The sequence below is a fragment of the Martinezella miluonensis genome, assembly GCF_900094545.1.
Lineage (GTDB): Bacteria > Pseudomonadota > Alphaproteobacteria > Rhizobiales > Rhizobiaceae > Rhizobium > Rhizobium miluonense.
In genome coordinates, this window is record NZ_FMAH01000003.1 from 286,061 (window position 1) to 311,422 (window position 25,362).

A 25,362-nucleotide genomic window follows, 5' to 3' on the forward strand; every position below is an offset into this window, starting at 1 on the left:
ATGGAAGGTTTGCCCCGGACAGCAGACCCGGATGTTTTGCGCTCAACACAACCCAGGGAAGATTGTGAGCAGCAGCAACATCCAAAAGCGGCAGAACAATATCGGTCTTAACCAATTTTTTACGTTTAAATTGAAGAAAAGGCGCCCCTAATGTAAATAAGGCTAGGTAAATTATATCTCTGCCGGATCGCCACTTGAATACTGATATACTATCTCAAACTATGGCACTTACCGAGGACTATGCGGGGAAAATTCTTCCTGTCGCAATGATTTTGCTTGCCGCGGAATTTATTTTCCCGAAATCCAAATACACGTATATGTCGCATGTCCGCGGCGCTGTCTTCTGCGTCGCCAACATTGTTATCACGAAGGTCAGCCTCACGCTCTTTTACAGGCTATGGGAAAAAATCGGCATAAGACCGCTATTCCATATCGACCTTAGGTTTCTATCGGAGTTCTCCAGCTTTTGGCTGCCGCAGGCCCTGGGCGGGATCGTGGCGTCCCTGATCGTGCTGCAAGCCAGCGAATTCTTCTATTACTGGTTTCATCGGCTTCAACACAGCAACAAATTCTTCTGGCGTTTCCATGCAGAGCATCATTCGCTGGAAGAGATGAGCGCGTTTAACAGCAACCATCACTTCAGCGAGGAAATATTCCGGATCCCCTTCCTGATCATCCCCGTCTCGCTGCTGTTCAGCTTCGAGCAGGGATATGTCCCGTGGATCTGGGTATTCCTCGTCCGCTGGCAAGGCTACTTCGAGCACAGCTCGACGCGCCTGCACCTCGGCTGGATCCGCTATCTGTTTCCCGACAACCGCTATCATCGCGTTCATCATTCGGTCGAGCGGCAACACTTCAACAAGAATTTCGGCAGCGGATCCGCAATCTGGGACATATTGTTCGGCACGGCATATTACCCGAAGGCGAATGAATGGCCTGACGTCGGCCTGCCGAACAAGCGCGAGCCGCAGAATTTCAGAGAATTTCTGCTTCGCCCCTTCCAGCGCGGCAAGATACAACTGCATCCCGTACCGGCAGGGAAAGAAGCCAACTTCAAGCCTGCGGCCGAGTAATCCTTAGCTCGGGCGTTCATGCGATAGGGCAGCGCGCTTAAAAAGTCAGGGCCGCTCCCCAGCGGCGAGCCGACGTTCGATATCATCGATGACAGGCAGCAGATCGGCGACCGTGTCGACGATATAGTGGGCTCCGTGCTTGCTGAGTGCGCCGGATGCATGCTCCCGCACTTTCGCCAGTGCGTCCGGTGCCATGGTGGCGACCTCCTGCGGCGTCAGACCAGCCTCGTTGCCGCTCAATGCGACGCCGACCGTCCAGCAGCCGGCTGCAATACCTTCTTCGATGCCCACACCGGTATCGTCCACCTTGACCACCGCATGCGCCGGCCAGACGTCGAGGTCGAGAAAGCATTTGTACATGTTCATCGGCGTCGGCCGGCCATGCGGCAGGTCGCCGGCGCAGACGAGATTGTCGACCTGATAGCCCTGCTCCTTCGCAAGCGGCAGGACGCGCTCCATGATCGACCGGGTGTAGCCCGTCGTCGAGCCGATCTTCATGCCGCGCTGGCGCAGCGATGCCACGACGTCTGTCGTGCCGGGCACCAGATCGGCGAATTTGTGCACTACCTCCTCGTTCATCGGAACGAAGACCTCATAGACGGCGTCGACATCCGCCGCCATCGGCGCGTTGCCGTGACGCGCAGCCCATAGCTCGCGAATGCGCGGCTGTTTCAGCATAGCGTCGATATGATCCCATTTCGGCCGGCCCATCGGCTCGCGCGCTTCCGCGATCGTAACTTCGATGCCGAAGCGGCTGAACGCCTCGACAAACACGCCCATGGGCGCGAAGGATCCAAAATCGATGACGGTTCCCGCCCAGTCGAATACAACAGCTTTCAATTGGCTCACTGGTTTCACTCCCAAGAACGAGATGTTGAAGCATAGAGATCCTCGATGACCTGCTCGCCCAAGGCGAAGCCGGTCGACGCGCCTGTTCCGCCCGTCACCATGACGAGACGGATATGGTCTGCGGGGCGCTCCACCAGCACCGTCCGCTCCTTCGAGGAGGCATAGGTGCCGATCCAGCGATTGACGACCGTGCGGCCCGGAAGGTCGAACACCCGGTCGAACTCGTCGAGGATCAGCCGGTCGAAGCGCTCGCTGGCGAAGGGCTGCTGCGCATTGCCATAGACATGGCTGTCGCCCACGACGAGCGAGCCATCGGCCGATTGGACGGCGATCAGATGAATGCCGGCGGCGCGGCTTTCGGCCTCTTCGAGATCTAGCCGCCTTCCAAGCGCTTCCGCCTCCGGCAGGGCGGCAAAACCTTCATAGCGGGCAAGACTCATATCCGACATGACAGCAGCACCGAACCGGCTCGGCTGGGCGGGCGCGACCCGCAGCATCTGCAGCGTGCAGATCGTCAGCGAATGCTTGGCGATGACATCGGGGAAGAGCGTCGAGAAATCATCACCGGGGCAGACGACCATCGCATCCGCCTCGACCGTGCCGTGGCTCGTCTCGATCCGCGTCCCTTCGATGCTCCGAACGGCCGTATTCCAAAGGAAGTCGACCTTGTGCCGAGCCTCGAGCCAGGCAGCGAGTTTCGGCAGCGCTTCGGAGGATTCGACCCGCAACTCATGCGGGCTGTAAAGAACCGTCTCGACACCATCCAGACGCAGGCTCGGCACGAGATCGCCGGCTTCGGCCTTGGTCATCAGGCGGCACTTTTCGCCCATCGGCGTCTTGAGAAAGGCATCTGATACGACGGCGGCCTCGGAACGCCGCGCCGGCATCACCAACCCGTGATGGATGATGGCGATGCCCGCTTCGTCGACGATCCCAGCCCAAATGTCGCGAGCACGCATGGCGCGCTCCCAATGGGCACCGGCTTTCTGCCCGGAAACCGTGATGAAACCGAAATTGCGAATGGAGGCACCGACTGCCTTGGCATTGCGTTCGATGACGACGACCTTCTTGCCCTGACGCACGGCGGCCAGCGCCACGCCGATGCCGACAATTCCTGCACCGACAACCGCAAGATCATATCCATTCGCCATCACATCATCCTTTCTTCGGCAGGCCCTGAGCCGTGGCCGTCAGTCTATAGGGCAGAGTCTAGCGAAATCATATGGCGAAATTATAAATTCTCATAAAATATATGATTTTCCTATGAATATAGATTCAAACCGAAGGCAAGCCGCCACCGACTTCAAACGCGTGTTCCTTGGCAACATCAAAGAAGGCCTGGATGGCGGCGTGGTCGCGGCATTCCGGCAGGGTGACGAGGTAGTGTCCGATGGCCAGCTCCGGCTCCACCAGCGGCACGACCTCGATATGATCATCTGATGAAACTTCGCCTTCGATGGAAATCGCCAAACCGATGCCGGCAGCGGCGGCGGCATAGGCGACGTCAAGCGTTGCTACTTCGAGAACCGGCCTCAGCCCGATACCCAGCTTACCGGCAGCGTCTTCCAGCAGCGTGCGAGTGCCGGAAGCTTTGTTCCACAGGACCATATCCTGACCGTCGAGATCGGCGAGCGCGAGCCGGCCCTTCTCCAGCCTGCGATCTCCCCTGCGGCCATAGATCGCCACGCGGGATTGATGCAGCAAGAGCGATGAGAAACGGCTATCCGGCGCGACCTGCGAAATAGTGGCGACATCGAGTTCGCCGCGCAGCACCGCATCGGCAAGCTCAAGCGACGGCCCGCCGCGCGTCGTCAGGCGCAAGGATGGGAATTGCCGAACGAATGCCGTAAGGACCGGCATGATGAGCCGATGGGCGCTGAAGCCGATAGAGATCGTGCCGGTGTTCAGCGACGTCGTGTCGGCAATCACGCGATCGACCTCATTGAGGCATTTCAGTGTAACCCTGATCTTGGCGATCAAATCCATCGCCGACGGCGCCACGCTGACATTGTGACCATCACGGATGAAGACGCGGGTACGACACAACTCCTCGAAGGACTGAACCTGTGTGGAAACCGAGGGTTGGCTGATCCCCAGATCCTCGGCTGCACGCGAGAACTTTCCAGTGCGTGCCAGTGCTTCGACGGCCTTCATTTGCGCAAGCGTAACAGACGGCATTCTCGATAGTCCCATCCTGAATTCGCATGGATATACTTCAATAGGTCGCTGAATCCACCGTGGCAACTCGCTTCCATCGAACGCAAAACATGTCAGCGACGCGACAGTCGCCAAAGCACGATCAACGTCGCCGCACCAAGGATCATCGTCGGCGTTGCGGCATCGAAGATGGCGCCGCGATCCGAAAGCACGAAGATATTGACCGGCAAGGTGACCCAGCCTGGGGATAGATCATCACCATCGCCCCCAGTTCACTCATCGACAACACGAAGCTGAGGGTGAAGGCGGCGTGTTCTGGAGCCTGCCGACCCGCCATATGGGCGGCGTCGGCGCGGCAAGCGACATTGCCCTCATCGTCTCACTTTGTAATCTCGGCAGCTTCGCCTCGCCACACGCATTAAAGGAGTGCGGCATCAAGAATGCGATGACGCGCCCCGTCAAACCGTGCCGCCCAACCGGACGGATTTCGGAAGACAACCGTTGCGGACAGCGGCGGAAGCGTCTAGCCTCCGGTTCCGCGGGGAACTGGGGCAGAAGCGCCGCTCTCGCGACAAACCTTCCGAATTGTGAGAGATCGATGATCAGCCTCGGTGTTTTGACAACCTACATTGCCGTCGTGCTGGGGCTGATGGTCATTCCTGGACCGGCGACCCTCCTGACATTGGCAAGGGCCGTCAGCGACGGCAGGCGAACGGGACTTGCGACCGGCCTCGGCATTGCCGTCGGCGATCTCTTCCACACGATGATGGCAACGTTCGGATTGTCGGCTTTGCTAGCCACGTCGGCGCTGGCGTTTGAGATCGTCAAATATGCTGGCGTTGCCTATCTGATCTATCTCGGGTTCAAGGCTTTCCGCGAGAAGGCCGAGAGCCTGGACATGCCGACGGCGCAGTCAATGACCCCCATGCGCGCCTTTCGGCAGGGGTTCTTTACCGAAATACTCAACCCCAAGACTGCGCTGTTTTTCCTGGCCTTCCTGCCGCAGTTCATCCACCCGGAAAGCGGGTCGGTCATCGGACAATTTGCCCTGCTGGGCGCCATCTTTGTCGGGCTCAGCATATGTGTGACGTCGCTTCTGGCGGTCGGAGCGGGTTCGATCAGCGGCTGGCTTCGCCGTAATAGCAAGGTTGGCCGGTGGCAGGGAAAGATCGTCGGGGCGATCTACATGGCCGTTGGCTTAAGGCTTGCTCTGCAGCAGCAGTGACTAGGCTCCACCGACCTCAGCGACGATCGTCCCGCGGGGTATCATATAACTCCTGCCGGCGGGCGATTTCTCTCGGCGCATAGCCAAAGGCGCGCTTGAACATCGATGTGAAAGCAGCCGGGTTCTTGTAGCCGAGATCCAGTGCGATTGTCGTCACTGGCGTGCCGGCGACAAGCCGCGGTAGCGCTGCGTGCAGACAAGCCTGCTGGCGCCATTCGACGAGGCTCAGGCCCGTTTCCAGGCGAAACATCCGCGTGAACGCACGCCGGCTCATGCTCAGATGCTTCGCCCAGGTATCGATCGTATCATGCGCAGTCGGATGAAGCAGGAAGTCCTGGCATTTCTGCGCAAGCATAGGGTTCCGCGGCAAAGGCAGGGAAAGCGGCAGCGGCTTCAGTCGGGCAAGTTCATGCAGAAGCAGCGCCATCAGCGCCCCGGAGCGGTCGTTCGGATCATATTCGACCGGAATATCGACGGCTTCGGCAATCAAGGCCCGCAGCAACGGCGATATTTCAACTACCTGGCAGTGATCCGGCATCGTTTCTATGGCGTGCGGCTCGATATAGATGCTGCGCATGCTGACATTGCCGAGCATGCGGACGCTGTGGGTGACGCCGGGAGGAATCCACATGCCCCTTTCCGGCGGCATGACGTGCGTACCGTTCGGAGTGGTCGCCAGCACCACGCCGGAAAAACCGTAGAGCAGTTGCGCACGGCGATGCTGATGCGGATCGACGCGATGCCCATCCGCGTATTCGTTGCCGAGCGCCAGGAGCGGTCGCTCGACATCAATGAAAGGATCAATCCGGCTGTTCCTGACCATTTTGGCCCAGTCTCGTAATAATTGCGCCTAATCGCGGTGGCGGGCGATCGGCTCTTTCAATATCAGCGCAGAAGACGAATTGAAAGCGAGTGCCATGAGCCAGGTCATGAACGCGCCCCGCGCGGCTACCACCATATACCCGATCCTGCTGGTCGCCAGTCTCGGCCATTTCATCAACGATGTGACGCAGTCCCTGCTGCCCGCAAGCTATCCGGTGCTGAAAACCGGCTTTGCCCTGAGCTTTGCCCAGCTCGGCGTGCTGACCTTCGTCTATCAGGTGACCGCATCGATCCTGCAGCCCTTCGTCGGATGGTACACCGACGGCAAGCCGCAGCCTTATTCCCTTCCCTTCGGCATGGCCTGCAGTTGCGCTGGCATGGTGACGCTGGGGTTCGCACCGAACTATTCGGTTCTAGTGATGGGCGCGGTCCTGCTCGGATTCGGCTCCTCGATCTTCCATCCGGAAGCGTCGCGCATCGCGCGCTTGGCATCCGGCGGCAAGCATGGTTTTGCACAATCCGTGTTTCAGGTTGGCGGCAATTTCGGCACGTCGCTCGGCCCATTGCTGGCGGCCTTCTTCATCCTGCCGCATGGGCAACGCGGCATGGCCTTGCTTGCCATTCTCGCATTCATCGGCATCCTCATTCTCAGCGGTCTCGACCGTTGGTATCAGATGCATGGGCAAAGCCTTCGCGCTCCGGCCAAATCCGGCAGGAAGCACAAGGCGCTGAGCCTGTCGCGTACCCGTGTCGGCATTGCCATCGCCGTGCTGATCGCGTTGATTTTCTCGAAATACTTCTATCTAGCGAGCTTCACCAGCTACTACAATTTCTACCTGATGGACCGGTTCGGGCTTTCCGAACGGTCGGCGCAGCTCTGCCAGTTCGTCTTCTTCGCCGCCGTCGCTTTCGGCACCATGATCGGCGGCCCCGTGGGCGATCGCATCGGCCGCAAGAAAGTCATCTGGGGCTCGATCCTCGGCATATTGCCGTTCACGATCGTCCTGCCGCATGCCAGCCTGGAAGTCACGGTTATCCTCAGCGCCATCATCGGCACCGTCATCGCCTCGGCATTTTCGGCAATCGTCGTCTATGCGCAGGAGTTGATGCCCGGCCGCGTCGGCATGGTCTCGGGCCTGTTCTTCGGCTTCGCCTTCGGCATGGGCGGCATCGGAGCTGCCGCCCTTGGGGCCCTGGCGGACCGGACCAGCATCGAGTTCGTGTTCGAGCTTTGCGCATTCCTGCCGCTGATCGGGCTTTTGACGATCCTGCTTCCAAATGTCGAGGACTGAAGGCGGGCCGCGGCTGTGAGGGGCTTACTCAGCTCGGCAAACCTGTCTGGCGCATACGCGACCGGCAACGGCAACGAGACAGCCGTCGATCCTCAAGCCGCCAAATGATTTTGCTTGGGTCAACGGGACCGGCCCGCGAAAGGGGGTTCGCTCCTCGTAATTGGAACGCTTCCGCGTCCGGTCCTGCATTCCTCGCAGGCCGAACCTGCTGGAGGCGGCGCTATTGCCCGCCGATTGCGGCAAGAGATTGGCTGTCGATAAGAAAATTCGAAAGGTCTTGGATTCAGGGCCTATTAGGTTGGTTTGAGGCGTAATTCAGGGCCTTTCGAGGAAGAAGCTGCCTCGAACTACCTTTGATAAGCGAACACACGCCGAGGTCGGCCGCAGCCCCCCGCGATCCAGCTTCTCGGCGAACGGCTCCGGCCACTCCGCCACGGCGACCTGCAGTCGGATGTCCAACCGCCTCTTTCGCCCCGTCAGCCAATTCAGGCGCAGCAGCGTCTACGGTCGTGTCTATCGCCACCTACGGACGAGGCCCGCAACGATCGCGCCCAGAGCGCCCTTGCCGTTAACCATCTATTAAGATTTGGCGCCGCTCGGCGACGGGCCAAATTGACTTCACCGCCTGCAAAACTTAACAGTTCGTTAACACTGTTCCTTTGGGCAAAGGCGTTTGTATGTTTTGCGTCGTCCGGCCAGCCAAGCTCTTTTCTGTCGGCAAGAGCATTCTTTCTGCCTTGATTTTCGCAAGCACGGTAATCGCCTGGGAGGCAGGCGCCTCGGCTGCTCCAAGCCCGGTCATGTCGACAGGTTCGATAACCTCTCAGCCGATAGGACATTATGATTTTTGCCAGCGGCGGCCAGACGAATGCTCGATCCATCCGAGCGACTTGCGTCCCGTCAAGATCACCCAAAAGACCTGGGACGAGATTGTCGAGGTCAATGCCTCAGTCAACAAATGGGTCAAGCCCATCAGCGATTTCGATCACTACGGCGTGGTGCAATACTGGAACTATCCTGACGACGGCATGGGCAATTGCGAGCATTACGCTCTCGAGAAGCGCCGCGAGCTGATGGAAAAGGGCATATCGCTTGCCAACCTGCTGATCACCGTGGTGCGCCTTCCCAATGGCGAGGGTCACGCCGTCGTCACGGTGCGCACCGATCGCGGCGACTTCATTCTCGATAATCTGAGCGACCAGGTGAAAAGCTGGACGCAGACGCCGTATCACTTCCTCAAGCGCCAGGCGATCAATGACACCGGCCGTTGGGTTGACATCATCCAGAAGCCGATGGTCGTGGCGAGTGCGATGAACTAGGCTGAGAGGCTGCTATTGTAGCCTCTACCCTTGCAGCATGCGCGCCAGCATATGCCTGATATGATCCTGGCCACCGAAAAAATGGCAGCAACGGTAATCGTCTGCCGCTCCTCCGCCGGTAGAAACCAGATAACGGCCCTGTCCCGTCGCAGAAAGCGGATGCCGGAGTGAATATCCGGCCGCGATGTGCCGATGTAAGGTGTTTCGACCAGGCGCTCAATATCGAGGCGGAGCTGACGAATCCGGTCAGCCGCACGCGCCCAGGTGTCGTCGGACGTATGCCGTCTTCTGGCGCTATCAGCTCGCCGGATTGCAGGCTTTGCTAAATCCCTCCTAAAGCACGCGCAGCCTGCCAATGATCGTTCAGGAATTGCAACCCTGTTGTGATCGCCCCCCATGATCCAGCGAACCATTGCGAGGCCGAAATCGGAGGCTTTGCCCTCTGTAGCCAGCTAGGGCGATAGAATCGCCTTAGCTGCATTGACAAAAGCCCCATTCGCCATAGCAGACCACACGGTGTGCCTGTCGAAGCCATTCAAGGGCATTCATCGCCGGCTCTTGCCGCCTCGTCGATCGGCATCGACCACCACCGACGGGGCGATCGATCTGATCTCCAGCCGCACGCAAAAACCGTGATTGGTGTCGAAAAACGACACTCTGCCGCCGTGAATTTCAGCGGCTCGCTTGACCAGGTTCAAACCGAGGCCGGCGCCGGACGAGCTGGTGTTGATGCGGCGGAATGGTTCGAAAACGCGGTCGCGCTCCGACGGCGGTATGCCCAGGCCCTGATCGCAAACATCGATCGTGCCGGCGGCGCCGACCTTGACGACGATCGCGCCCTTGCCGCCGGCATGGTCGATCGCGTTTCGAATGAGGTTCACCACCGCCATTTCGATCGTCGACGTCTGGATGACGAAGACGGCCTCCTCCGGGCTGGGTTCGAATTCGAAATCATAACCGACATCCATTGCGATCGGGGCAAGATCAACGGCGATGTTTTCGACCAACACGTTCAGGTCCTTCCGTTCCGCGCGCAACTCGACCACGCCTATGGCCTGCATCTCCAGAAGCTGATGGGCAACGCGCGAAAGGCGGTCGATATCGCCTCGAAGCTGCTGACTGACCTCGGCCTCGGGAAGGAGATCGGCTCGAGTTCGCGCGATCGCGATGGGCGTCCTCAGCTCGTGAGCCGCATCGGCGAGAAAGCGATTGTGTCGATTATAACCTTCGTCGAGCTTGGAAAGGGCCTGGTTGAACGCATCCACCAGTGGGATGATCTCGTTCGGCACTTTCGAGCGATCGAGGCGGGCAGACCGGGTATCGAAGTCGATCGTCTGTGCCTTTGTTGCCGTTTCCACCAGCCCACTCAATGATCGACCAACGGCACGCGGCGTCACGAGCAAAGTGGCCACCCCCGTAAGCGCGAGCATGGGCACGACAGCAATGAGAATAATGAATCCCACAGCCGGCAAGACACTAAACCAGGGGGTTTGCCCATCAGCATCCTTCGCGACGTCGACGCGGATGTTGATCCAGACATTGAGACCCTCATTGGGAAAGCCCCGTTCGGTCGCGGCGACGAATTGAAGCTTGCCGATCGGCGTGTCCCGGTTTTCGAGTGTGGCATGGGTTCCGTTGCCAACCTCCACCCTCGCCCGATCGATCGTCCGGGGAAAGCTTTCCCTGAGCGGGGCCGCTGGCGCCTCTCCATATTGGAAGATGGACCCATCGGCGTCGCGAATGATGAACCACAGTTCAGGAGAACGACGCTTCAGCTCCGTGATCTCGAGCGCCTCGATCACCTGCAGCCGGCCGTCAGTATCCCTTGCCACATGTTCCGCAACGATGCGAACGGCCTGTTCATTGCCGTCTTCCAGCTCCGGATTGATGATCCAGATCCAGCCGACGAGAAGGACGACAAAGAGAACGAGAAGAAATGCCTGCAATGGGATCAGGCGCTTTATCAGCCCCCATCGCAACGATCGGCTGCGTTCTGCCTTCATGCCTTCGCCCGGATCAAATAGCCGATGTTTCGCACAGCTCTTATCTCGACCGCGGCTCCGGCCATAACAAGCTTCTTTCGGATTCGTGAAATATGGGCATCGAGCGCATTCGACCCGATTTCGTCTTCCAATGCATAGACCGACTCGATCAAGTTAGACCTCGTGACGATGCGGTTCGGGCGGCGCATCAATGCCTCCAGCACCAGATATTCCCGTCGTGGGAACTCGATCACCGACCCCGCAATGGAGACCTCGTTGCTCCGGGGATCGACGCTCAGATTGCCGAAATCCAGATATTTGTCGGAGAGCGTGGGGCCTCGCCTCTGGAGCGCCCGCAACCGGGCAAGCAGCTCCTCGATTGCGAAGGGTTTGGCTAGATAGTCGTCGGCGCCGCTGTCCAGCCCATCGACGCGGTGATCGACGCTGCCGAGAGCGGTCAAGACAAGAATCGGCACCGAATGCTTGCGTTGCCGAAGCGCTGCGACCAGGTCCAGGCCTTCGCCATCCGGCAGACGGCGATCCAGGACCAGAACATCATAGGTGCCGACGCGGGCCATGGCATCGGCATCCGCGATCGTGCGGACATGGTCGGCAAGCACATCGCGGCGCCTCAGCGCCTCAAGCAAAGCCTGAGCCATCTCTGGTTCATCCTCAAGTAGCAAGATCCGCAATGGCCTCTCCATAAAGAAGACAGCACCCTGCCATCCCCTTCCCCACTGACATGCCAAAGATTGCCGAAACATTACATGTGCGCTTCCCGTATAGAGCGCAAGGTGGGATCCGAGCGATATCGATTGGATGAAGATCCGGCGTTCAAGGCGAGACCGAAGAGCGGTACGCCGAGCCTGCGTTCACAACTTGGTCAGACTGCTTAAAAGTTGTTAAGGACTTGCCATTCCACCTTTTGTTGGTCTAATCCAGCCACAAATCAAATCTACGGGTCGGGCGACAGATTCACCCGCCCGCCTTATTCGTTAACAACGCCATCGCAATCCTCATGAGCCGCATTTCATCCTCCTTATCCCGCCGAACTTTCATTTTCGGCTCGCTGGCAGCTTCTGCTACGCTGGCCGGCTGCTCCACAGTGCCCGGCGCGCAAGGAGCTCCCGGTGAGCAAGCACAGCTACAGACACCGCTACCGGTCACTCCATCGCCGAAGCCGCTCGTAGAGCCGGAAGTCACTCCCGAGGTCGCCTCCGCTCCCGCAGTTTCCCCTGAAATCGCCGCGCGTTATGCGCAGCTCCAGGATGGCGATTTCACGATCCCTGCGATTCCCTACCAAAAGATCGATCCGAAATATTATCGCCAGCAAGTCACGGACCCGACTGGCGAGCCTGCCGGAACCGTTGTCGTCGACACGGCATCGCGCTTCCTCTACCTGGTACAGCCGGGCGGCAAGGCGATACGCTACGGTGTGGGGATTGGCCGTGAAGGTTTCGCCTGGAAGGGGGAAGGCACCATCCACTGGCGTCAGCATTGGCCTCGCTGGAAGCCGCCGTCGGATATGATTGCCCGCCAACCGGGCCTCGCAAAATTCTCCGTCGCCAATGGCGGCATGGCGCCGGGGTTGAAAAATCCTCTCGGAGCCCGCGCGCTTTACATTTTCCAGAACGGCAAGGACACGCTCTACCGCCTGCACGGCACGCCGGATTGGAAATCAATCGGCAAGGCAACGTCTTCCGGCTGCGTCAGGCTTATCAACCAGGACGCGATCGACCTCTACGAACGGGTCCCATACCATGCCCGGATCGTTGTCTATCAGACGCCACTACCCGGAACTGCGGCCTGAGAATGCGCGGATAATCAGACGGGCGGCGATCTCCGGCCGCCGCCTCTCCTGCCAGGATGTTGTTGCAACAGCAGACTTCAGGGAGCTTTCTTACGCCTGATGGCAGAGGTCTGCTCGCCGTTTGTTCAGTGGTTCTTGTTCGGGCCTTTGCCCGTGGTGAAGCTGCAGGTTTTTATCTTGCAGCTCGGCTCGTCACTTGTCGGGACGCTGGCGCTGGCCATAACACCCTGGCCGAGGCACGACATCGAATTGGAAACGGTTCGGTAATACATCATCAGGCCTGGATGATGCGACGGGTATCTCAGGACTATTGAGTCTTCCTGTGACACCTTTTCGTGGACGGCAGAGCAAGTCATCGACTTGGAATCGTGGGCCGACATCGCCATGGCATCTGTGGAAATCATTCCGATTGCGGCAAGTATGATGATCATCTTCATGAGGGCTTCCTTTAGTCGGCACTGAACGACGCTAGGAGGTGACATATCCCATCATTAGCATCACATTTATGACTGTGAGCCGGCTTCCTTTTCGCTGAACTGCAAGCAGCTGCCATGGCTGATTACCCACGAATACATCACCCCACACGGTCAAGCGGAAGACTGCCTCGGGCCACTCCCATCTGTTGCAGAGCGTAGGCCGGGCAGGATTTTCAATTGCTTCTAATGGAATACAAAAGGCCCGGTGCACATACCGGGCCTAATCTCAGATTGGAGATTGAACCAAACCGAATAGGGTTAGAAAGTCCGTTCGAAGCGCAGGATGCCCGAGAAGGAATCGTCACCCGGAAGATCGTAGTGAACATAGGTCACTTCCGGCTCGATCAGCAGGTTCTTGACCGGATTGAACTTTACGTTCGTGGTCGCTTCGAAGATCTTGGAGTCGGTATAAGCGAGCTGGACGTTCCACTTCAGCTTGTCGTTGATCGGAACCCCGACGCCGCCCCAGACAGCCCAATCACCCCAGCCGCAATCTGCGCCATGAACAACACCGGAAGAGGTCGTGCAGGCCGAAACGTTCTGGTTCGATCCGGCATACTGGTTGAGCTTGCTGCCATCAGTGTTCCAGCCCCCCATCAGGAAGGCGGAGAACACGCCGAAATCGGCATCGATACGAGCCTTGACGGCACCTTCCTCGACGATGGAGTCATAACCGCCGACGACGCGGAACTGCCAAGCGCCAGCCTTGTAGCCCAGGCCGGCAACGACATTCGGAGCGTAGTGGTTGGCCTCCGACAATTGCCAGCTTCCGCCATAAGCGCTGGTGGTGGATCCGGAATTGCTGTCTTCGAGCGAAATGACGCCGGTAAAGCCGGTGCCGCTGTCGTAGTTGTACGTCAACTGGTTGAGTTCGTAGGGGCCGTCATAAATGACGTCGTCCTGAATCACATCGCCGGCATAGCCGATGAACTGGTTGTATTGCGAGTCTGTCTTACCGACGGTGAAGCCGCCAAGCGTGATATAGGCCCACAAGAGGTTGGTGCTGGTGGCGTTGCCGTCGTTCCAGTCCCAGCGAACAATGGTCTCGGTCTTCAACGGACCGTATTCAGTGTCGGTAGCGGTGTTGAGGTTCAGCTCGGCGCGGGTATGCCACTTTGTGCCAAAGCTGCTGCTTCGATTGTAAGGGTCCTTCCACTGCCCTTCCGTGCGCACCTTGCCGCCCACTCTGAGGCAGGTTTCGGTGCCGGGAATGAAGAAGTAGCCAGCGCCGAAAGCATCACAAATACGAACATATTCCAACGGTTCCGGCTCGGCGGCGACGATGGCGTCGGCCGCGTGAGCGCCGGATACTACGCTGAACGCAGCAGCGGAGCCGATAAGCAAGCTCTTGATGTTCATGGTAACTCCATTCGTCAAATGAACTTGCGCGATGAACAAACCTGGGGCCTCTCGACGTCAAGTTCAGTGCCAATCTCGAAGCATGGCGCTTCGCCTCCCAACGGCACGATGCGTTCGGAGCTGGCCTTTTACAAGGAGCTAATGAAATGTGACAAAATGTGACGGCGCGTACATATGTTGTGTTGCTGAAACAGCGCATGTCTCGGGAGGAAGCAAAGCCTTCGTTTGCCCGTCAACGACGAAGTCGCAGGTCCGAGGGCCGCAATATTCCGCGACGAAGGTCCTATTCGATCGCTGTGATTTCCAGCTCTTCGTTGCCGAGTGTGGCGAGATCGCCCACAGACTTGCCCATCAGGAGCCTTGCCACAGGGGATACGTAAGAAATCGACCCGGCCTTAGGGTCGGCCTCGTCCTCACCCACGATACGATATTTCTGAACGCGTCCGTCTTCGCGGCTATAGGTCACCGTGCTCCCGAAAGCGACGACATCTGCGGAGGCCGGGGCCGGCATGACTTCGGCAGTTCGCACCCTTTCGACGAGGTAGCGCACATCGCGCAAGGGAATGGCGGCCTGCCGCCGGCGCTCGTTGACGTCTTCGATCCCGTTCGTCGCTTCATAGGCCTCGCGTGCCTGCTGGAGCTGTTGCTCCAGTGCCTTCAATCCAGCCTCGGTCACAAGGTTCGGATGCGGTGAGATAGCCCGATCCGGCAGCAGGGTTTCCGCAGCCGTTTCGGCACTTTCTTCCTTCATGAACGCTGTGCTCAATTTCTAACTCCACTTCGGCGCTACGCTTTGATCGCAGATGGATATGCGCCTCATTGGCCAGCAAGGCCCATGGCCTCCCTGGAACAATGAGGATCGAATACCAAATCAGGTTTATACCATAGACCCGACGGCAGCCGCGGAGAAAAGCAATGGCGAAGAGAACATCCAAGTCAGAAATGACGGCCGAGCCCGAACAGGCCGCATCAGGCCCCACACTACTTTCAGGCGGTAATCCGCAGATCGCTAAGCGTTATGGCGACGGACCGGTGCAGGCATACATCGCGGCCATGCCGGGCTGGAAAAACGATGTCGGCCGCCACCTCGATGCGCTCATCACCAGAGCTGTCCCCGATGTACAGAAGGCGGTCAAATGGAATTCTCCGCTCTACGGCATCGAGGGCGATGGCTGGTTTCTCGGCATTCATTGCTTCGCGAAATATGTGAAAGTCGCCTTCTTCCGCGGCACGTCGCTTCAACCAATTCCACCGGGCGACTCCAAAAGCGAGCAGACACGCTATCTCAACATCCATGAGGGTGATCCGATCGACGAGGTACGGCTTGCCGATTGGGTGAAACAGGCGAGCCAATTACCCGGCGAGCGGATGTAGCGGCCAGCAGCCGGGACGCCGTTACGGACATTTCTTGGGATTTCCTGCGCGATTGCGCAGCATCCGTCGGAAGTTGCAATCACCCAGCAGGCCGACCTGCCTGCATTTCTAATGCCGTGCCAATCGTTGAAACTGGCGCGGTGGTCGATCGGCCTTGTATGCTTGCCTCTCCGTTTCGCTTGACATGATGATCGCCACAACCTGTCCGGCCGGCTGTCGGCATATCTACGCGCCGCAGCACTATATCGACAGCCGGATATCCCTGATCGATGCCGCGATTATTCCGCAGGACGTCATCCGCCTCAAATCGCTTTTTGCCACTCGCTTCGGCATTGCGCTCTGAAAAATCGGACGGATGGCGGCCAGAGCAATCGCACTGGTGCGCGATGGGCTGCCGGATTGCCGGCATTCAACGACAAAAGGCCGCCCGGTTTTCACCAGGCGGCCTTTTGCCAAATGCATTTGCTAGTGCGCGGACCCGAGCCGATATCCCTCATTGAGATGATCGAGGGCGACGCCATTGACCGTCACCGAATATCGGTCTCCCGCGGCGTCCTTCGAAACCGACACCTGGTATTTGCCGCTTGGCAAATCGAGATCCGCCGAGAAGTTGTCCCACTTTGCCGGCAGCGCCGGCCTTACATGGAGATGACCGTTCTCGACGCGCACGCCGAGGATGCCCTCTATCGCCGTACGATAGAGCCAGCCGCCCGAGCCGGTGTACCAGCTCCATCCGCCGCGACCCTTGAGAGCGCCCTCGCCATAGACGTCGCCGGCAATCACGTAGGGCTCGACGCGGTAGACATCCGCCGCCGATTTATCGAGCGAATGATTGATCGGGTTGAGCATTTCAAAGCAGCGCCAGGCATCTTCCGACCGGCCCATGCGCGCGAAGGCGAGCGTGGTCCATACGGCGGCATGAGTATACTGTCCGCCGTTTTCGCGAACGCCCGGGGGATAGGCCTTGATGACGCCGGGATCGTTGGCCGGCTTCGAGAAGGGCGGCGTGAGCAACCGGATGAACCCGCCTTCCTTATCCGCGAGCTTTTCGAGAACGGCATTCATTGCCATCTCGCTGCGCTCCGGATTGCCCTCGCCGGACAGAACGCTCCACGACTGGGCGATCGAGTCGATCTTTGCCTGATCGGACTGGCTGGAGCCGAGCGGCGCACCGTTGTCGTAATAGCCGCGACGATAGTAGTCGCCATCCCAGCCGGCAGTTTCGAGCGCTTCCTTCAGCTTGGTCAGGTGTTCCGACCAGCGGCTAACGCGCTGCGTGTCGCCGCGCGCCTCGGCATAGCCGATGAACTGGCGAAGCGAACCAGCCAGGAACCAGCCGAGCCAGACGCTCTCGCCACGGCCATCGATGCCGACGCGATCCATCTTGTCGCACCAGTCGCCGCTCATCATCAGCGGTAGGCCATTTACGCCCGAGCGCTTGATTGCCAGGTCGAGGCCAAGGGCGGCATGCTCGTAGAGCGATGCGTTCTCGGAGGAGACACGCGGCACGAGGAACGCGTCATACTGGCCGGGGCTAAGCTCAGCCCCTTCGACGAAGGGCAGCATCTCGTCGAAGATCGCCATATCGCCGGTCGCCGTGCAATATTGGTCGACCGCATAGGCGAGCCAGACGGGATCGTCCGAAATATTCGTCCTGACGCCGGCACCGCTATCGGCCAGCCACCAGTGCTGGAAGTCACCCTTCGCAAACTGGCGACGGCCGGTATTGAGGATTTGCTTGCGGGCAATCTCTGGCGAATGCAGCATGAAGGCCAGAGAATCCTGCAACTGGTCGCGCAGACCCCAGGCGCCGCTCGACTGGTAGAAGGCGGTACGCGCCATGATGCGGCAGCTAAGCGTCTGATAGGGCAGCCAGTTATTGACCATGAAATCGAAGCGCTGATCCGGGGTCGAAACACGCGTCTTGCCCGTAAACGTCTTCCAGTAGCCTTTGGTCTTGCCGAGCACTTCCTCGAAGCTGACGGAGCGGATATCGGCTATGAGCGCGGCCGATTCCTCGCGCGAGCCGGCATCGCCCATATAGAAGCAGATGGCGCGCTCTTCGCCCGGCTCGATCGTCAGATCGAAGGCCATCGCCGCTGCCGGATCCCCATCAAGCTCGATCACATCAGACAGGCGCGAGCCCGCCGAAACCTTGCGAGGCTGCTGGATCGTTCCGTGGCGGCCGATGAATTCGCGGCGGCTGCCGGAAACACTCGAGGGCTTTTCGCTCGCCGCAAAGGACGCCACGCGCCCGCCAAAATCGACGCTGAACGGATTGTTCGCGAAGATCACGCCGCTCTCCCGATCGAATTCGGAGACGATGAACGGCTTGCTCTTAGTCGGGTTGTTGCCGAGAATCCATTCGGCATAACCGTAGAGACGAAGCTTGCGGGCGACGCTCGCAGTGTTGCGAATGCGAAGCTGCGTCAGCTTAACCGGCTTCTGCATGTCAAGCGTCTGAGTGACGTCCAGCGCAATCTCGTCCTGGACGGTCGAGAAGACCGAATAGCCCAGGCCGTGACGGACCTCGAAGCTCGTATCTGAATTCTGTGCCAAGGCAGCATAGGGAACGATAACCGAACCGCGGTCGAGATCTTTGAGGTAGAAGGCTTCGCCGGGCCTGTTGATGACCATGTCGTTGGTCCAGGGCGTCAGCTGATGGTCGCGGGAGTTCTGGCTCCAGGTGAAGGCGGCACCTTCGGCCGAGACATGGAAGCCGAAGCTCTCATTGGCCATGATGTTGACCCACGGGTGCGGCGTTTGCTCGCCGCCTGAAAGGCGCACGACATACTCGCTACCATCACTAGCGAAGCCGCCATAGCCGTTCCAGAATGTGAGATCGCTGCCATCGCCGTTTGTCGGCGCGTCCTTGCTGCGTGTCATTCTCGGCACGAGGGTGGAATCGCCCCACTGGCCAAGCAGCGCCGGCGATCCTGCGACCGACCGAGCCCGTTCCAGCTGATCGTTCAAGCTTCCGTCCCGTCCACGCAGCACGATGCGCGACGACGCGATGATCGCATCATAGACGTCGGGCGCGGTCATATCCTTGCGAATGACGTAGATGTTGCGCTGAATGCCGGCGGCCTCGCTTGCATGGCGCGCGCCATCGCAGAGCTGATCGATCGTGCGCTGCATCTCCGAGGCGTCCTCGCCGGTGCGCTCGTTGAAGATCACGAGATCGACCTCGACGCCGCGCGATTGCAGGAAGCCTTGAGCGCGCAGCAATTCCTTGACGAGATCGGTGCCGAGCTCGTCGGTGATGCGCAAGGCCATGATCGGCGCGTCGCCGGAGAGGGTCGCGCCCCAGAGAACCGACTGAGACCGGAGCCCGGCACGAACCGTCTGCTTGTCCGCCCGCAGCGACATCTCGGGATAGACGATGTAGCGGGCAAAGCGCTGATAGGCGGCCGCTTCCTTGGAGTTGACACCGATCTGGCGCAGCTGCTTCTGGGTCCGGGTCCACGCCTGGACGAGGCCTTGGGCAAAGCTGTCCGGTTGGCGATAATGCTCCACCGCTGTCTCGAGCTCCGCCCGGCTTCCGGCCGCAATGGTCCAGAAGACCAGGCTGACCTTCTGGCCGGCCGGAATGCGCACGACGCGACGCAGCGAGACGCAGGCATCCATGGTGAAGCCATCCGTGCCTGAAAGCGTGGCGCCTTCGTCAAAGGCGGCGGCTTCCGTCAACGTGCGTCCCCTGCCGAGGAAACGCATGCGGTCAGTTTCGAACTGGGTCGGGCCGTCTCCGCCGCTACCATCCACCACAAGCTGCGCGATCGCAACTTCCGGATCGGTCACGCCGCGCTTGCGGCGCTCGACGAAAATGGCGTCGCCACGGCCGGCGATCTCGGTATGCACAAACATGCGGGCGAAGACAGGATGCCCCGTATCGACGATATCGAGCGTGGCAACCGGCTCCATATAGGAGGTAATCTCGATCACCCGGTCTTCCGTGCCGGAATTGGTAATCGTCAGACGGCGGCCTTCCGCATCGTGATCACTCGCGATGAAGACTTCCATTTCGCTGGTCAATTCGCCGACAGTCTTGACGAATTCAGCCTTGTCGTCGCTGAAGGTGACGCGAACGTGCTCGTTGGCAATCGAGCGCGGCTCGGCGGTGGCGGACCACCATTCATGCGACGCAGTGTCCCGCAGGAAGATGAAGGAACCCCAGCGGTCTTCCGTCGGATCGGCACGCCAGCGATTGATGGAAAGGTTGTTCCAGCGGGTGTAGCCGGCGCCGGTCGCCGTCAGCATGGTCGAATAGCGGCCATTGGAGAGCAGCAGCAATTCCCGCTCGCGAGAGGCCGGATCTTCGACGCGACGCACCTCTGGGCGCATGAGATCGCCCTGGATGGTTGCCGGAGCATCGGTCTCGTGCTTGGAGGCCATGACCGGGATGTCGCGCGGCGCCTTTTCCTGCAGCAGCAGCTCGGCTGCCTCGATCACCGGATCGGCGTGGAAGAGCTCGCGCAGAAGCCCGTCGAAAGCGACGTTGGCGACGGCTGCGATCGACATGCCATGATGGTGGGCATAGTAGTTGTAGACAACCGCACACTTCTTGCCTTCCGGCACGCGGCTCGGCGTGAAATCGACGGCATCGTGGAAGCCGTACATGCCGAGCGCACCGACGGCCTTTAGCTTTTCGAGGTTCTCAAGCGCGGCAATCGGATTGTACTGGCTTGCAAGCAGCGAAGCGTAGGGCGCGATGACAGCATTCTGGCCGAGACCGCGCTTCAGGCCGAGCGTCGGTACGCCGAAATTGCTGTACTGATAATTCATCTGGTGGTCGCGGGCATTGAACGCCGCTTCCGAGATGCCCCACGGGATGCCAACGCCGAGGCGCTTGGCGTAATTCATCTGTTCCTGGACGATCAGATTGTTGGTCTGATTGAGGATGCCGCCCTGGCGCTCCTGCATGACGAGCGGCGGCATCAGGTATTCGAACATCGAACCCGACCAGGAGACCAGCGCGCCGCGCGGCCCCACTGGAACGACATGGCGTCCGAGCTTGTACCAATGTTCGGTCGGTAGATCGCCCTTCGCGACAGCAAAGAGGCTGGTCAGGCGTGCCTCGGATGCAAGCAAGTCATAACATGCGGCATCGACCTCTTCGGTCTCGACCCGGAAACCGATCGACAATAGGCGACGCTCCGGACGGAAGAGGAAGCTGAAGTCCATGGCGAAGGCGATATCGCGGGCGCGGGCGCCGACGGCAATCAGCCTTTCGGAGATGGCGTCGATCTTCGCCTGATCAAGCGCATTGTCGACCAGATGTAGCTCGCAGGTCGCCACGAGCCTGCCGGCCCAATAGACGACTTCCTCACTCCGCGCGGTCTTGACCTGCTGGTCGAGATCGGCGGCGCGCTTGCTGATCTCACGGGCGTCCTCCACCAGCCGTTCGATGGCGGCCAGAGAGAATTCCTTCTTCTGCTTGGCAGCGGCAAGCGTGTTTTCGAGAGCAGCGATCCGCTCGTCGACCCGATCCCGAAGGTCGCGACTTATCTTGTTGTCGTCCGCAAGCTCGGCAAGAACTTCGCGAAGAATACCGACAATATCACCGATACCATCGAGACTGCCGTGAAGCTGAGCCGTAGGCGACTGTGCCCAACTGCGGCAGGCGGAACCGACCGCGATCAGATGGCCGGCGAGGTTGCCGCTATCGACAGACGAAACATATTTGCGGCCGAGCGGCTTCAGCGTATCGGTATGATACCAGTTGAAGAGGTGGCCACGGTATTTTTCGAGCTTCTCGGTGGTGTCGATCGTCTGCTCGATGCGCTTGACCGCCTCCTCGAACGAAATCCAGCCGAACTGGCGCGCCGAGATCACCGACAGAAGATAGACGCCGATATTGGTCGGCGACGTCCGCATAGCGACGACCGCATGCGGCGTCTGCTGCACGTTATCGGGCGGCAGATAGTGCTGGCCGGGCACGACGAAATTGTCGAAGTAGCGCCAGGTCCGCCGTGCAATCTTGCGAAGCTCGCTCCTGACCTTGTCGGGAACGACCAGCCGGTCTTCGGTCTCCGCCGTCTGGCTGACGATCCAGGCGATCATGGGCGACAGCACCCAGAGAATGATGAAGGGAACTCCGACCAGATAGGCGCTGTCGCCGGAATACATGGCGAAAAGCAGCGCGAGAATGGCAAGCACGGGAGCGCGCCACATGACCTTGTAGTGGCCAAGGACGGTGGTCTGCGCCGAGGCCTGGGCGCTTGCGGCGGTGCGCCATTGCAGCATCAGCTTGTGGCTGACGAAGAGACGATAGAGCGAGCGGAGGATGGCATCGGCCATGACGCATGCGCTGTCGGCAATGAAGACGACACGCAACGCGACCTGGGCGTTCGCATTCTGGATATCGGTCCAGACCATATGCAGATGCGCGCCCAGGATGATGTCGCTCGTGCGCGGGATGATGCCGTTGATCAAAGACAGCGTCGGCGCCACGAACAGGCTGAAGATCAACACGATCTGCCAGAGGAGCGCGCCAAGCGGGCTCATCCAGTACCAGCCGAGAGCGGACGCCAGGAACCAGGCGATCGGCGTCAGCGAACGGCGCAGATTGTCGGCCATCTTCCAGCGGCCGAGCGCCGTCACGCCACGCTTCGGATCGAAGATATAAGGAAGAAGCTGCCAGTCGCCCCGAGCCCAGCGATGCTGGCGCGAGACTTCCACTTCGTAGCGGATGGGGAAATCCTCGACGAGTTCGCAGTCGGTCACCAGGGCGCAGCGGGCCATCGAGCCTTCGAGCAAGTCGTGGCTCAGCACCGAGTTTTCGGCGATCCTGCCCTTCAGCGAGGCTTCGAAAGCGTCGACGTGATAGAGGCCTTTGCCTGTGAAGGTGCCTTCGCCGGTGATGTCCTGATAGACGTCGGAGACCGCAAAGACGTAGGGGTCGAGGCCGCGATTGACCGAGAAGATGCGCTGGAAGGCCGACGCATCCTTGCCCGTCGTCAGCGACGGCGTGACACGCGGCTGCAGGACGCTATAGCCGTCGACGACGCGCTGGCTCTTGGCATCGAAAACCGGACGGTTGATCGGATGATGCAGCTTGCCGACGAGCTTGGTCACCGTATCGCGAATGATGCGCGTGTCGCTATCCAGGGTCATGACGTATTTCACGTCCTGCGGCACAGTATCGGCACCGGGAAGGAAGGTCGTGTTCGGATCGCCGCGCAGCAGCATGTTCAGTTCATGCAGCTTGCCGCGCTTGCGCTCCCAGCCCATCCAAGCGCCTTCGGCCTCATTGTAGAGGCGACGACGGTGCAGGAGGTAGAAGCGCTGCTTGCCGTTCTCGGCATAGCGCGCATCCAGATTGGCCATCTGGCGACGTGCGTAGTCGAGAACTTCAAGATCACGCGCGTTCTGTTCTTCCTGGCTATCGGGCCAGTCGCTGAGCAGGGCGTAGTAGATTTCGCCGCGCGGGTTGGCGAGATAATGAACTTCGAGATTGCGGATCAATTCGTCCACATGCTCGCGTTTGCCGATGAGGCTCGGAATGGTGACGAGCGTGCGGGCCTCTGCCGGCAAGCCCTTCTTGAATTCGTAGCCGATCAGGCGATCAGGGGCGATGAAGAAGGTGGCGAAAAAGTTGAAGAGACCTGTCGCGCCTTCCGAGGCCGGAAGCGCGAATGCCAGCAGAAGAACGATCGTCGCGACAAGGGGAATGCCCGTGCTGACGAAAACGCCGCCAACGGCAATCAGCGCCAGCAGCGTCAGGGTGAGCACAGGTATGGCGATCGCAAGCCAGTTCAAACGGCGGATCGCCCGCATGAACCGAACGCCGAGCGGTTTGCGGAAGCCGATCTCCGCCTCAAGCGCGGGACGTCCCGCACCGACCAGGAAATAGCCGACGTTGTTGGCTGCGGACGAAGCATCCTTGCTACTGGCGCTTGCGCGCTCGGCGAGCTGGATTGCCACTTCTGCGATATCGAGCTCCGTTTTCTCGCTGCGTTTTGCGAGCTTTTCGATCTGACGGCGATAGGAATTGCGCGAGCCGGAGTCGAGTTCGGCATAATCCGTCTGCTTCCACAGAAGCTTGTCGATCTTGCTGACCTCTTCGACCCAGGTCGACCAATCGGTATCGTTGATCTCCCTGAGGCTCTTGATGATGCTGCCCATCAGCGTATTGCCGGCCGCAAGCCGGCTCTGCTCGACCGACATGACGGTTTCGGCATCGGCACCGTTGGCGGCAAGCTTTGCCTCCAGCCAGCCAAGCGCAGCCTCGGTGGGCTCAAGGGCGTTGCGCAGGCGGTAATGCAGCTGGGTGACGAAGGTCGAATCGCTGAGATTGGCGGCCAGCGTCTCCAGGAATTCGACGGATTTGGCGTCTCCGAGAGCGATTGCCTTGTTGGCGGCATCGTTGGCGATGCCGCGCATCTCGCGGCTCTTGTCGATCCGTGTCGCAACGCGCCTGAGATTGTCGATCAGCACGTAGCGAACGAGCGACGGCAGCGCCCAGAGTTCGCCGATATGCAGGGTCTGTACGTCCTGGAAACCTTCGGTCGCGGCCGCCATGCCTGCATTGCTGATATTGCTGTGGGCATGCGCCATGTACAGCCAGGCGAGTGCCAGGGTGCGGGGGACATCGACCCCATTCAGCTTGATGGTGCGCAGCTCGCGATAGAATTTCTTCGGGAAGTCGCGACGGACTTCCTGGATCGCCTCCTCGACGATGTAGTGGTTGTCGAGCAACCATTCCGTCGCCGGCGTGATGCTTTCGCCCGCGTCGACATCTGCCGCTGCGGATTTGTAGACCCGCAGGATCTCGCTCTCGTTTTCGCGATGTCTCTGGAAGAAATCGAAATTTTCGAAGCTCGTGACGTCAAGCTGCCGGCGTTCCGCAAACTGCGTGGCCTTCGCTCTCAGCTGATCATTCGATAAAAGAGGAGAGCGAATCCCGAAGTCGAGATCCGTGTGAGGCGATTTGGCCTGTGCGGTCGAACCGCCCGCTGAATTTTGAGGCACCATAGCATCTGCTCTTCTATTGAGATCATTATCGAGATCATATCCGACCGTGTATTCTAACCAAACAAGGTGCGCAGTTGGGAGCTAGCGTTTCGTGTTCGGGTTCTTCATTGGCATGAAGGGAAATAGCTAAGTTCAGACATGAGATGTTGGAAACAGTTAACGCTTCTCAATAGCGGCTTCAAAATGAACGCGCGATTAATCAAGATATTTATTTAACAAGCAAGAATGAGGAGTTGGCGCGATACGCCGTGCTTGGCGCCACCTGGCAAGTTGAGCTGCCGGCCGCTGACGCGAGTAGCATGCCGCCGCTGCCGCGATCCAATTCTGCTAAAGACATAGAAAAGGCCCCCAATTCAGCCTGTGTGAGAAGTCCGGCAAATCAATTAAGGTGGCCGCATTGGAAACGATGCGGCCATTTTCATGGGATACATTTCAGGGACTGATCGGGGTCAGACGTCGCTGTTGCCAGCCCGGATCGAGGATTACGTTGCGGCAGATGCTGCGGTGCGGGTGATCGATGCCTTTGTCGATGGGCTTGATGTTGCGCAGCTCGGATTCAGGCGAGCGGTTGAGGCCTCGACAGGTCGTCCCCCCTACGATCCGCGTGATCTGCTGAAGCTCTACATCTACGGCTATTTCAACGAGGTGCGC

The 25,362-nt window shown here is 59.5% G+C and carries 18 protein-coding genes and 1 pseudogene; 8 read left to right on the top strand and 11 right to left on the bottom strand.

The features are described from left to right. The first annotated feature begins 494 nt into the window (after nucleotides 1–494). On the top strand, nucleotides 495–1,073 hold the full coding sequence (locus tag GA0061102_RS05340; protein WP_245297926.1) for a sterol desaturase family protein: 579 nt from the start codon (nucleotides 495–497) through the stop codon (nucleotides 1,071–1,073). 45 nt (nucleotides 1,074–1,118) lie between these two features. On the opposite strand, the gene phnX is transcribed toward GA0061102_RS05340, so the two are convergent. From phnX to GA0061102_RS05355, 3 genes are all read right to left on the bottom strand, one after another. Then, entirely contained in the window at nucleotides 1,119–1,922 is an 804-nt protein-coding gene (gene phnX, locus GA0061102_RS05345) for a phosphonoacetaldehyde hydrolase (protein WP_092844730.1), read from the bottom strand. Nucleotides 1,923–1,927: 5 nt separating this feature from the next. Next, the gene (locus GA0061102_RS05350; RefSeq protein WP_092844732.1) at nucleotides 1,928–3,073 is read right to left on the bottom strand and encodes a TIGR03364 family FAD-dependent oxidoreductase; all 1,146 of its coding nucleotides are present in this window, start codon (nucleotides 3,071–3,073) and stop codon (nucleotides 1,928–1,930) included. A 124-nt stretch (nucleotides 3,074–3,197) separates the two neighbouring features. After that, nucleotides 3,198–4,100 (bottom strand): LysR family transcriptional regulator, encoded by a 903-nt coding sequence (locus GA0061102_RS05355; RefSeq protein WP_159432145.1) that lies wholly within the window; start codon nucleotides 4,098–4,100, stop codon nucleotides 3,198–3,200. Nucleotides 4,101–4,677: 577 nt separating this feature from the next. Here GA0061102_RS05355 and GA0061102_RS05365 point away from each other — a divergent pair. Next, nucleotides 4,678–5,304, top strand: a complete 627-nt coding sequence (locus tag GA0061102_RS05365; protein ID WP_208858610.1) for a LysE family translocator — start codon at nucleotides 4,678–4,680, stop codon at nucleotides 5,302–5,304. 16 nt (nucleotides 5,305–5,320) lie between these two features. Here the strand turns inward: GA0061102_RS05365 and GA0061102_RS05370 are convergent, their stop codons facing one another. Then, nucleotides 5,321–6,127 (bottom strand): AraC family transcriptional regulator, encoded by an 807-nt coding sequence (locus GA0061102_RS05370; RefSeq protein ID WP_092844736.1) that lies wholly within the window; start codon nucleotides 6,125–6,127, stop codon nucleotides 5,321–5,323. A 79-nt stretch (nucleotides 6,128–6,206) separates the two neighbouring features. On the opposite strand from GA0061102_RS05370, the gene GA0061102_RS05375 reads away from it, so the two are divergent. Together GA0061102_RS05375 and GA0061102_RS05380 are read left to right on the top strand one after the other, a co-directional pair. After that, complete coding sequence (locus GA0061102_RS05375) at nucleotides 6,207–7,418, top strand: MFS transporter (RefSeq protein ID WP_425348514.1); 1,212 nt, start codon at nucleotides 6,207–6,209, stop codon at nucleotides 7,416–7,418. Nucleotides 7,419–8,095: 677 nt separating this feature from the next. Continuing rightward, nucleotides 8,096–8,737 (top strand): transglutaminase-like cysteine peptidase, encoded by a 642-nt coding sequence (locus GA0061102_RS05380; protein ID WP_092844740.1) that lies wholly within the window; start codon nucleotides 8,096–8,098, stop codon nucleotides 8,735–8,737. A gap of 24 nt (nucleotides 8,738–8,761) precedes the next feature. Here the strand turns inward: GA0061102_RS05380 and GA0061102_RS33410 are convergent. From GA0061102_RS33410 to GA0061102_RS05395, 3 genes and pseudogenes are all read right to left on the bottom strand, one after another. Beyond that, a pseudogene (locus GA0061102_RS33410) lies at nucleotides 8,762–8,994 on the bottom strand (type II toxin-antitoxin system RelE/ParE family toxin); the annotation flags it as partial. Nucleotides 8,995–9,282: 288 nt separating this feature from the next. Next, a complete protein-coding gene (locus GA0061102_RS05390) occupies nucleotides 9,283–10,740 on the bottom strand; it encodes a sensor histidine kinase (RefSeq protein ID WP_092844741.1) in 1,458 nt (485 codons plus the stop codon). Further along, nucleotides 10,737–11,411, bottom strand: a complete 675-nt coding sequence (locus tag GA0061102_RS05395; protein WP_092844743.1) for a response regulator transcription factor — start codon at nucleotides 11,409–11,411, stop codon at nucleotides 10,737–10,739. The genes GA0061102_RS05390 and GA0061102_RS05395 overlap by 4 nt, the downstream gene beginning before the upstream one ends. Nucleotides 11,412–11,737: 326 nt before the next feature. Here GA0061102_RS05395 and GA0061102_RS05400 point away from each other — a divergent pair, with 326 nt between their 5' ends. Beyond that, nucleotides 11,738–12,529 carry a L,D-transpeptidase gene (locus GA0061102_RS05400; RefSeq protein WP_092844745.1) on the top strand — a complete coding sequence of 264 codons (792 nt, stop codon included), beginning with the start codon at nucleotides 11,738–11,740 and terminating at the stop codon, nucleotides 12,527–12,529. Between the two features lie 125 nt (nucleotides 12,530–12,654). Here GA0061102_RS05400 and GA0061102_RS05405 read toward each other — a convergent pair whose 3' ends face one another. From GA0061102_RS05405 to greA, 3 genes are all read right to left on the bottom strand, one after another. Beyond that, entirely contained in the window at nucleotides 12,655–12,966 is a 312-nt protein-coding gene (locus GA0061102_RS05405; protein WP_092844747.1) for a hypothetical protein, read from the bottom strand. Nucleotides 12,967–13,263: 297 nt separating this feature from the next. Next, a complete protein-coding gene (locus GA0061102_RS05410; RefSeq protein WP_092844749.1) occupies nucleotides 13,264–14,364 on the bottom strand; it encodes a porin in 1,101 nt (366 codons plus the stop codon). A 283-nt stretch (nucleotides 14,365–14,647) separates the two neighbouring features. After that, nucleotides 14,648–15,130, bottom strand: a complete 483-nt coding sequence (gene greA / locus GA0061102_RS05415; protein ID WP_092844751.1) for a transcription elongation factor GreA — start codon at nucleotides 15,128–15,130, stop codon at nucleotides 14,648–14,650. 149 nt (nucleotides 15,131–15,279) lie between these two features. Here greA and GA0061102_RS05420 point away from each other — a divergent pair, with 149 nt between their 5' ends. Further along, nucleotides 15,280–15,738, top strand: a complete 459-nt coding sequence (locus tag GA0061102_RS05420) for a DUF1801 domain-containing protein (RefSeq protein WP_092844753.1) — start codon at nucleotides 15,280–15,282, stop codon at nucleotides 15,736–15,738. A 184-nt stretch (nucleotides 15,739–15,922) separates the two neighbouring features. Beyond that, the gene (locus tag GA0061102_RS05425) at nucleotides 15,923–16,081 is read left to right on the top strand and encodes a hypothetical protein (protein WP_167667894.1); all 159 of its coding nucleotides are present in this window, start codon (nucleotides 15,923–15,925) and stop codon (nucleotides 16,079–16,081) included. 122 nt (nucleotides 16,082–16,203) lie between these two features. Here GA0061102_RS05425 and GA0061102_RS05430 read toward each other — a convergent pair whose 3' ends face one another. Next, nucleotides 16,204–24,711, bottom strand: coding sequence for a glycoside hydrolase family 94 protein (locus tag GA0061102_RS05430; RefSeq protein ID WP_092844757.1), 8,508 nt, complete (start codon nucleotides 24,709–24,711; stop codon nucleotides 16,204–16,206). A gap of 420 nt (nucleotides 24,712–25,131) precedes the next feature. Between GA0061102_RS05430 and GA0061102_RS05435 the strand changes: the two genes are divergently transcribed. After that, nucleotides 25,132–25,362 (top strand): transposase (locus GA0061102_RS05435; RefSeq protein WP_139115032.1); only part of this gene is annotated, 231 nt, incomplete at its 3' end.

Bases quoted from the DNA above. Each gene is read 5' to 3' on its own strand.
- GA0061102_RS05410 (WP_092844749.1), bottom strand. From the start codon at position 14,364: ATGAACATCAAGAGCTTGCTTATCGGCTCCGCTGCTGCGTTCAGCGTA.
- GA0061102_RS05365 (WP_208858610.1), top strand. From the start codon at position 4,678: ATGATCAGCCTCGGTGTTTTGACAACCTACATTGCCGTCGTGCTGGGG.
- GA0061102_RS05430 (WP_092844757.1), bottom strand. From the start codon at position 24,711: ATGGTGCCTCAAAATTCAGCGGGCGGTTCGACCGCACAGGCCAAATCG.
- GA0061102_RS05420 (WP_092844753.1), top strand. From the start codon at position 15,280: ATGGCGAAGAGAACATCCAAGTCAGAAATGACGGCCGAGCCCGAACAG.
- GA0061102_RS05405 (WP_092844747.1), bottom strand. From the start codon at position 12,966: ATGAAGATGATCATCATACTTGCCGCAATCGGAATGATTTCCACAGAT.
- GA0061102_RS05425 (WP_167667894.1), top strand. From the start codon at position 15,923: ATGATGATCGCCACAACCTGTCCGGCCGGCTGTCGGCATATCTACGCG.
- GA0061102_RS05355 (WP_159432145.1), bottom strand. From the start codon at position 4,100: ATGCCGTCTGTTACGCTTGCGCAAATGAAGGCCGTCGAAGCACTGGCA.
- GA0061102_RS05370 (WP_092844736.1), bottom strand. From the start codon at position 6,127: ATGGTCAGGAACAGCCGGATTGATCCTTTCATTGATGTCGAGCGACCG.
- GA0061102_RS05390 (WP_092844741.1), bottom strand. From the start codon at position 10,740: ATGAAGGCAGAACGCAGCCGATCGTTGCGATGGGGGCTGATAAAGCGC.
- GA0061102_RS05400 (WP_092844745.1), top strand. From the start codon at position 11,738: ATGAGCCGCATTTCATCCTCCTTATCCCGCCGAACTTTCATTTTCGGC.
- GA0061102_RS05350 (WP_092844732.1), bottom strand. From the start codon at position 3,073: ATGGCGAATGGATATGATCTTGCGGTTGTCGGTGCAGGAATTGTCGGC.
- GA0061102_RS05380 (WP_092844740.1), top strand. From the start codon at position 8,096: ATGTTTTGCGTCGTCCGGCCAGCCAAGCTCTTTTCTGTCGGCAAGAGC.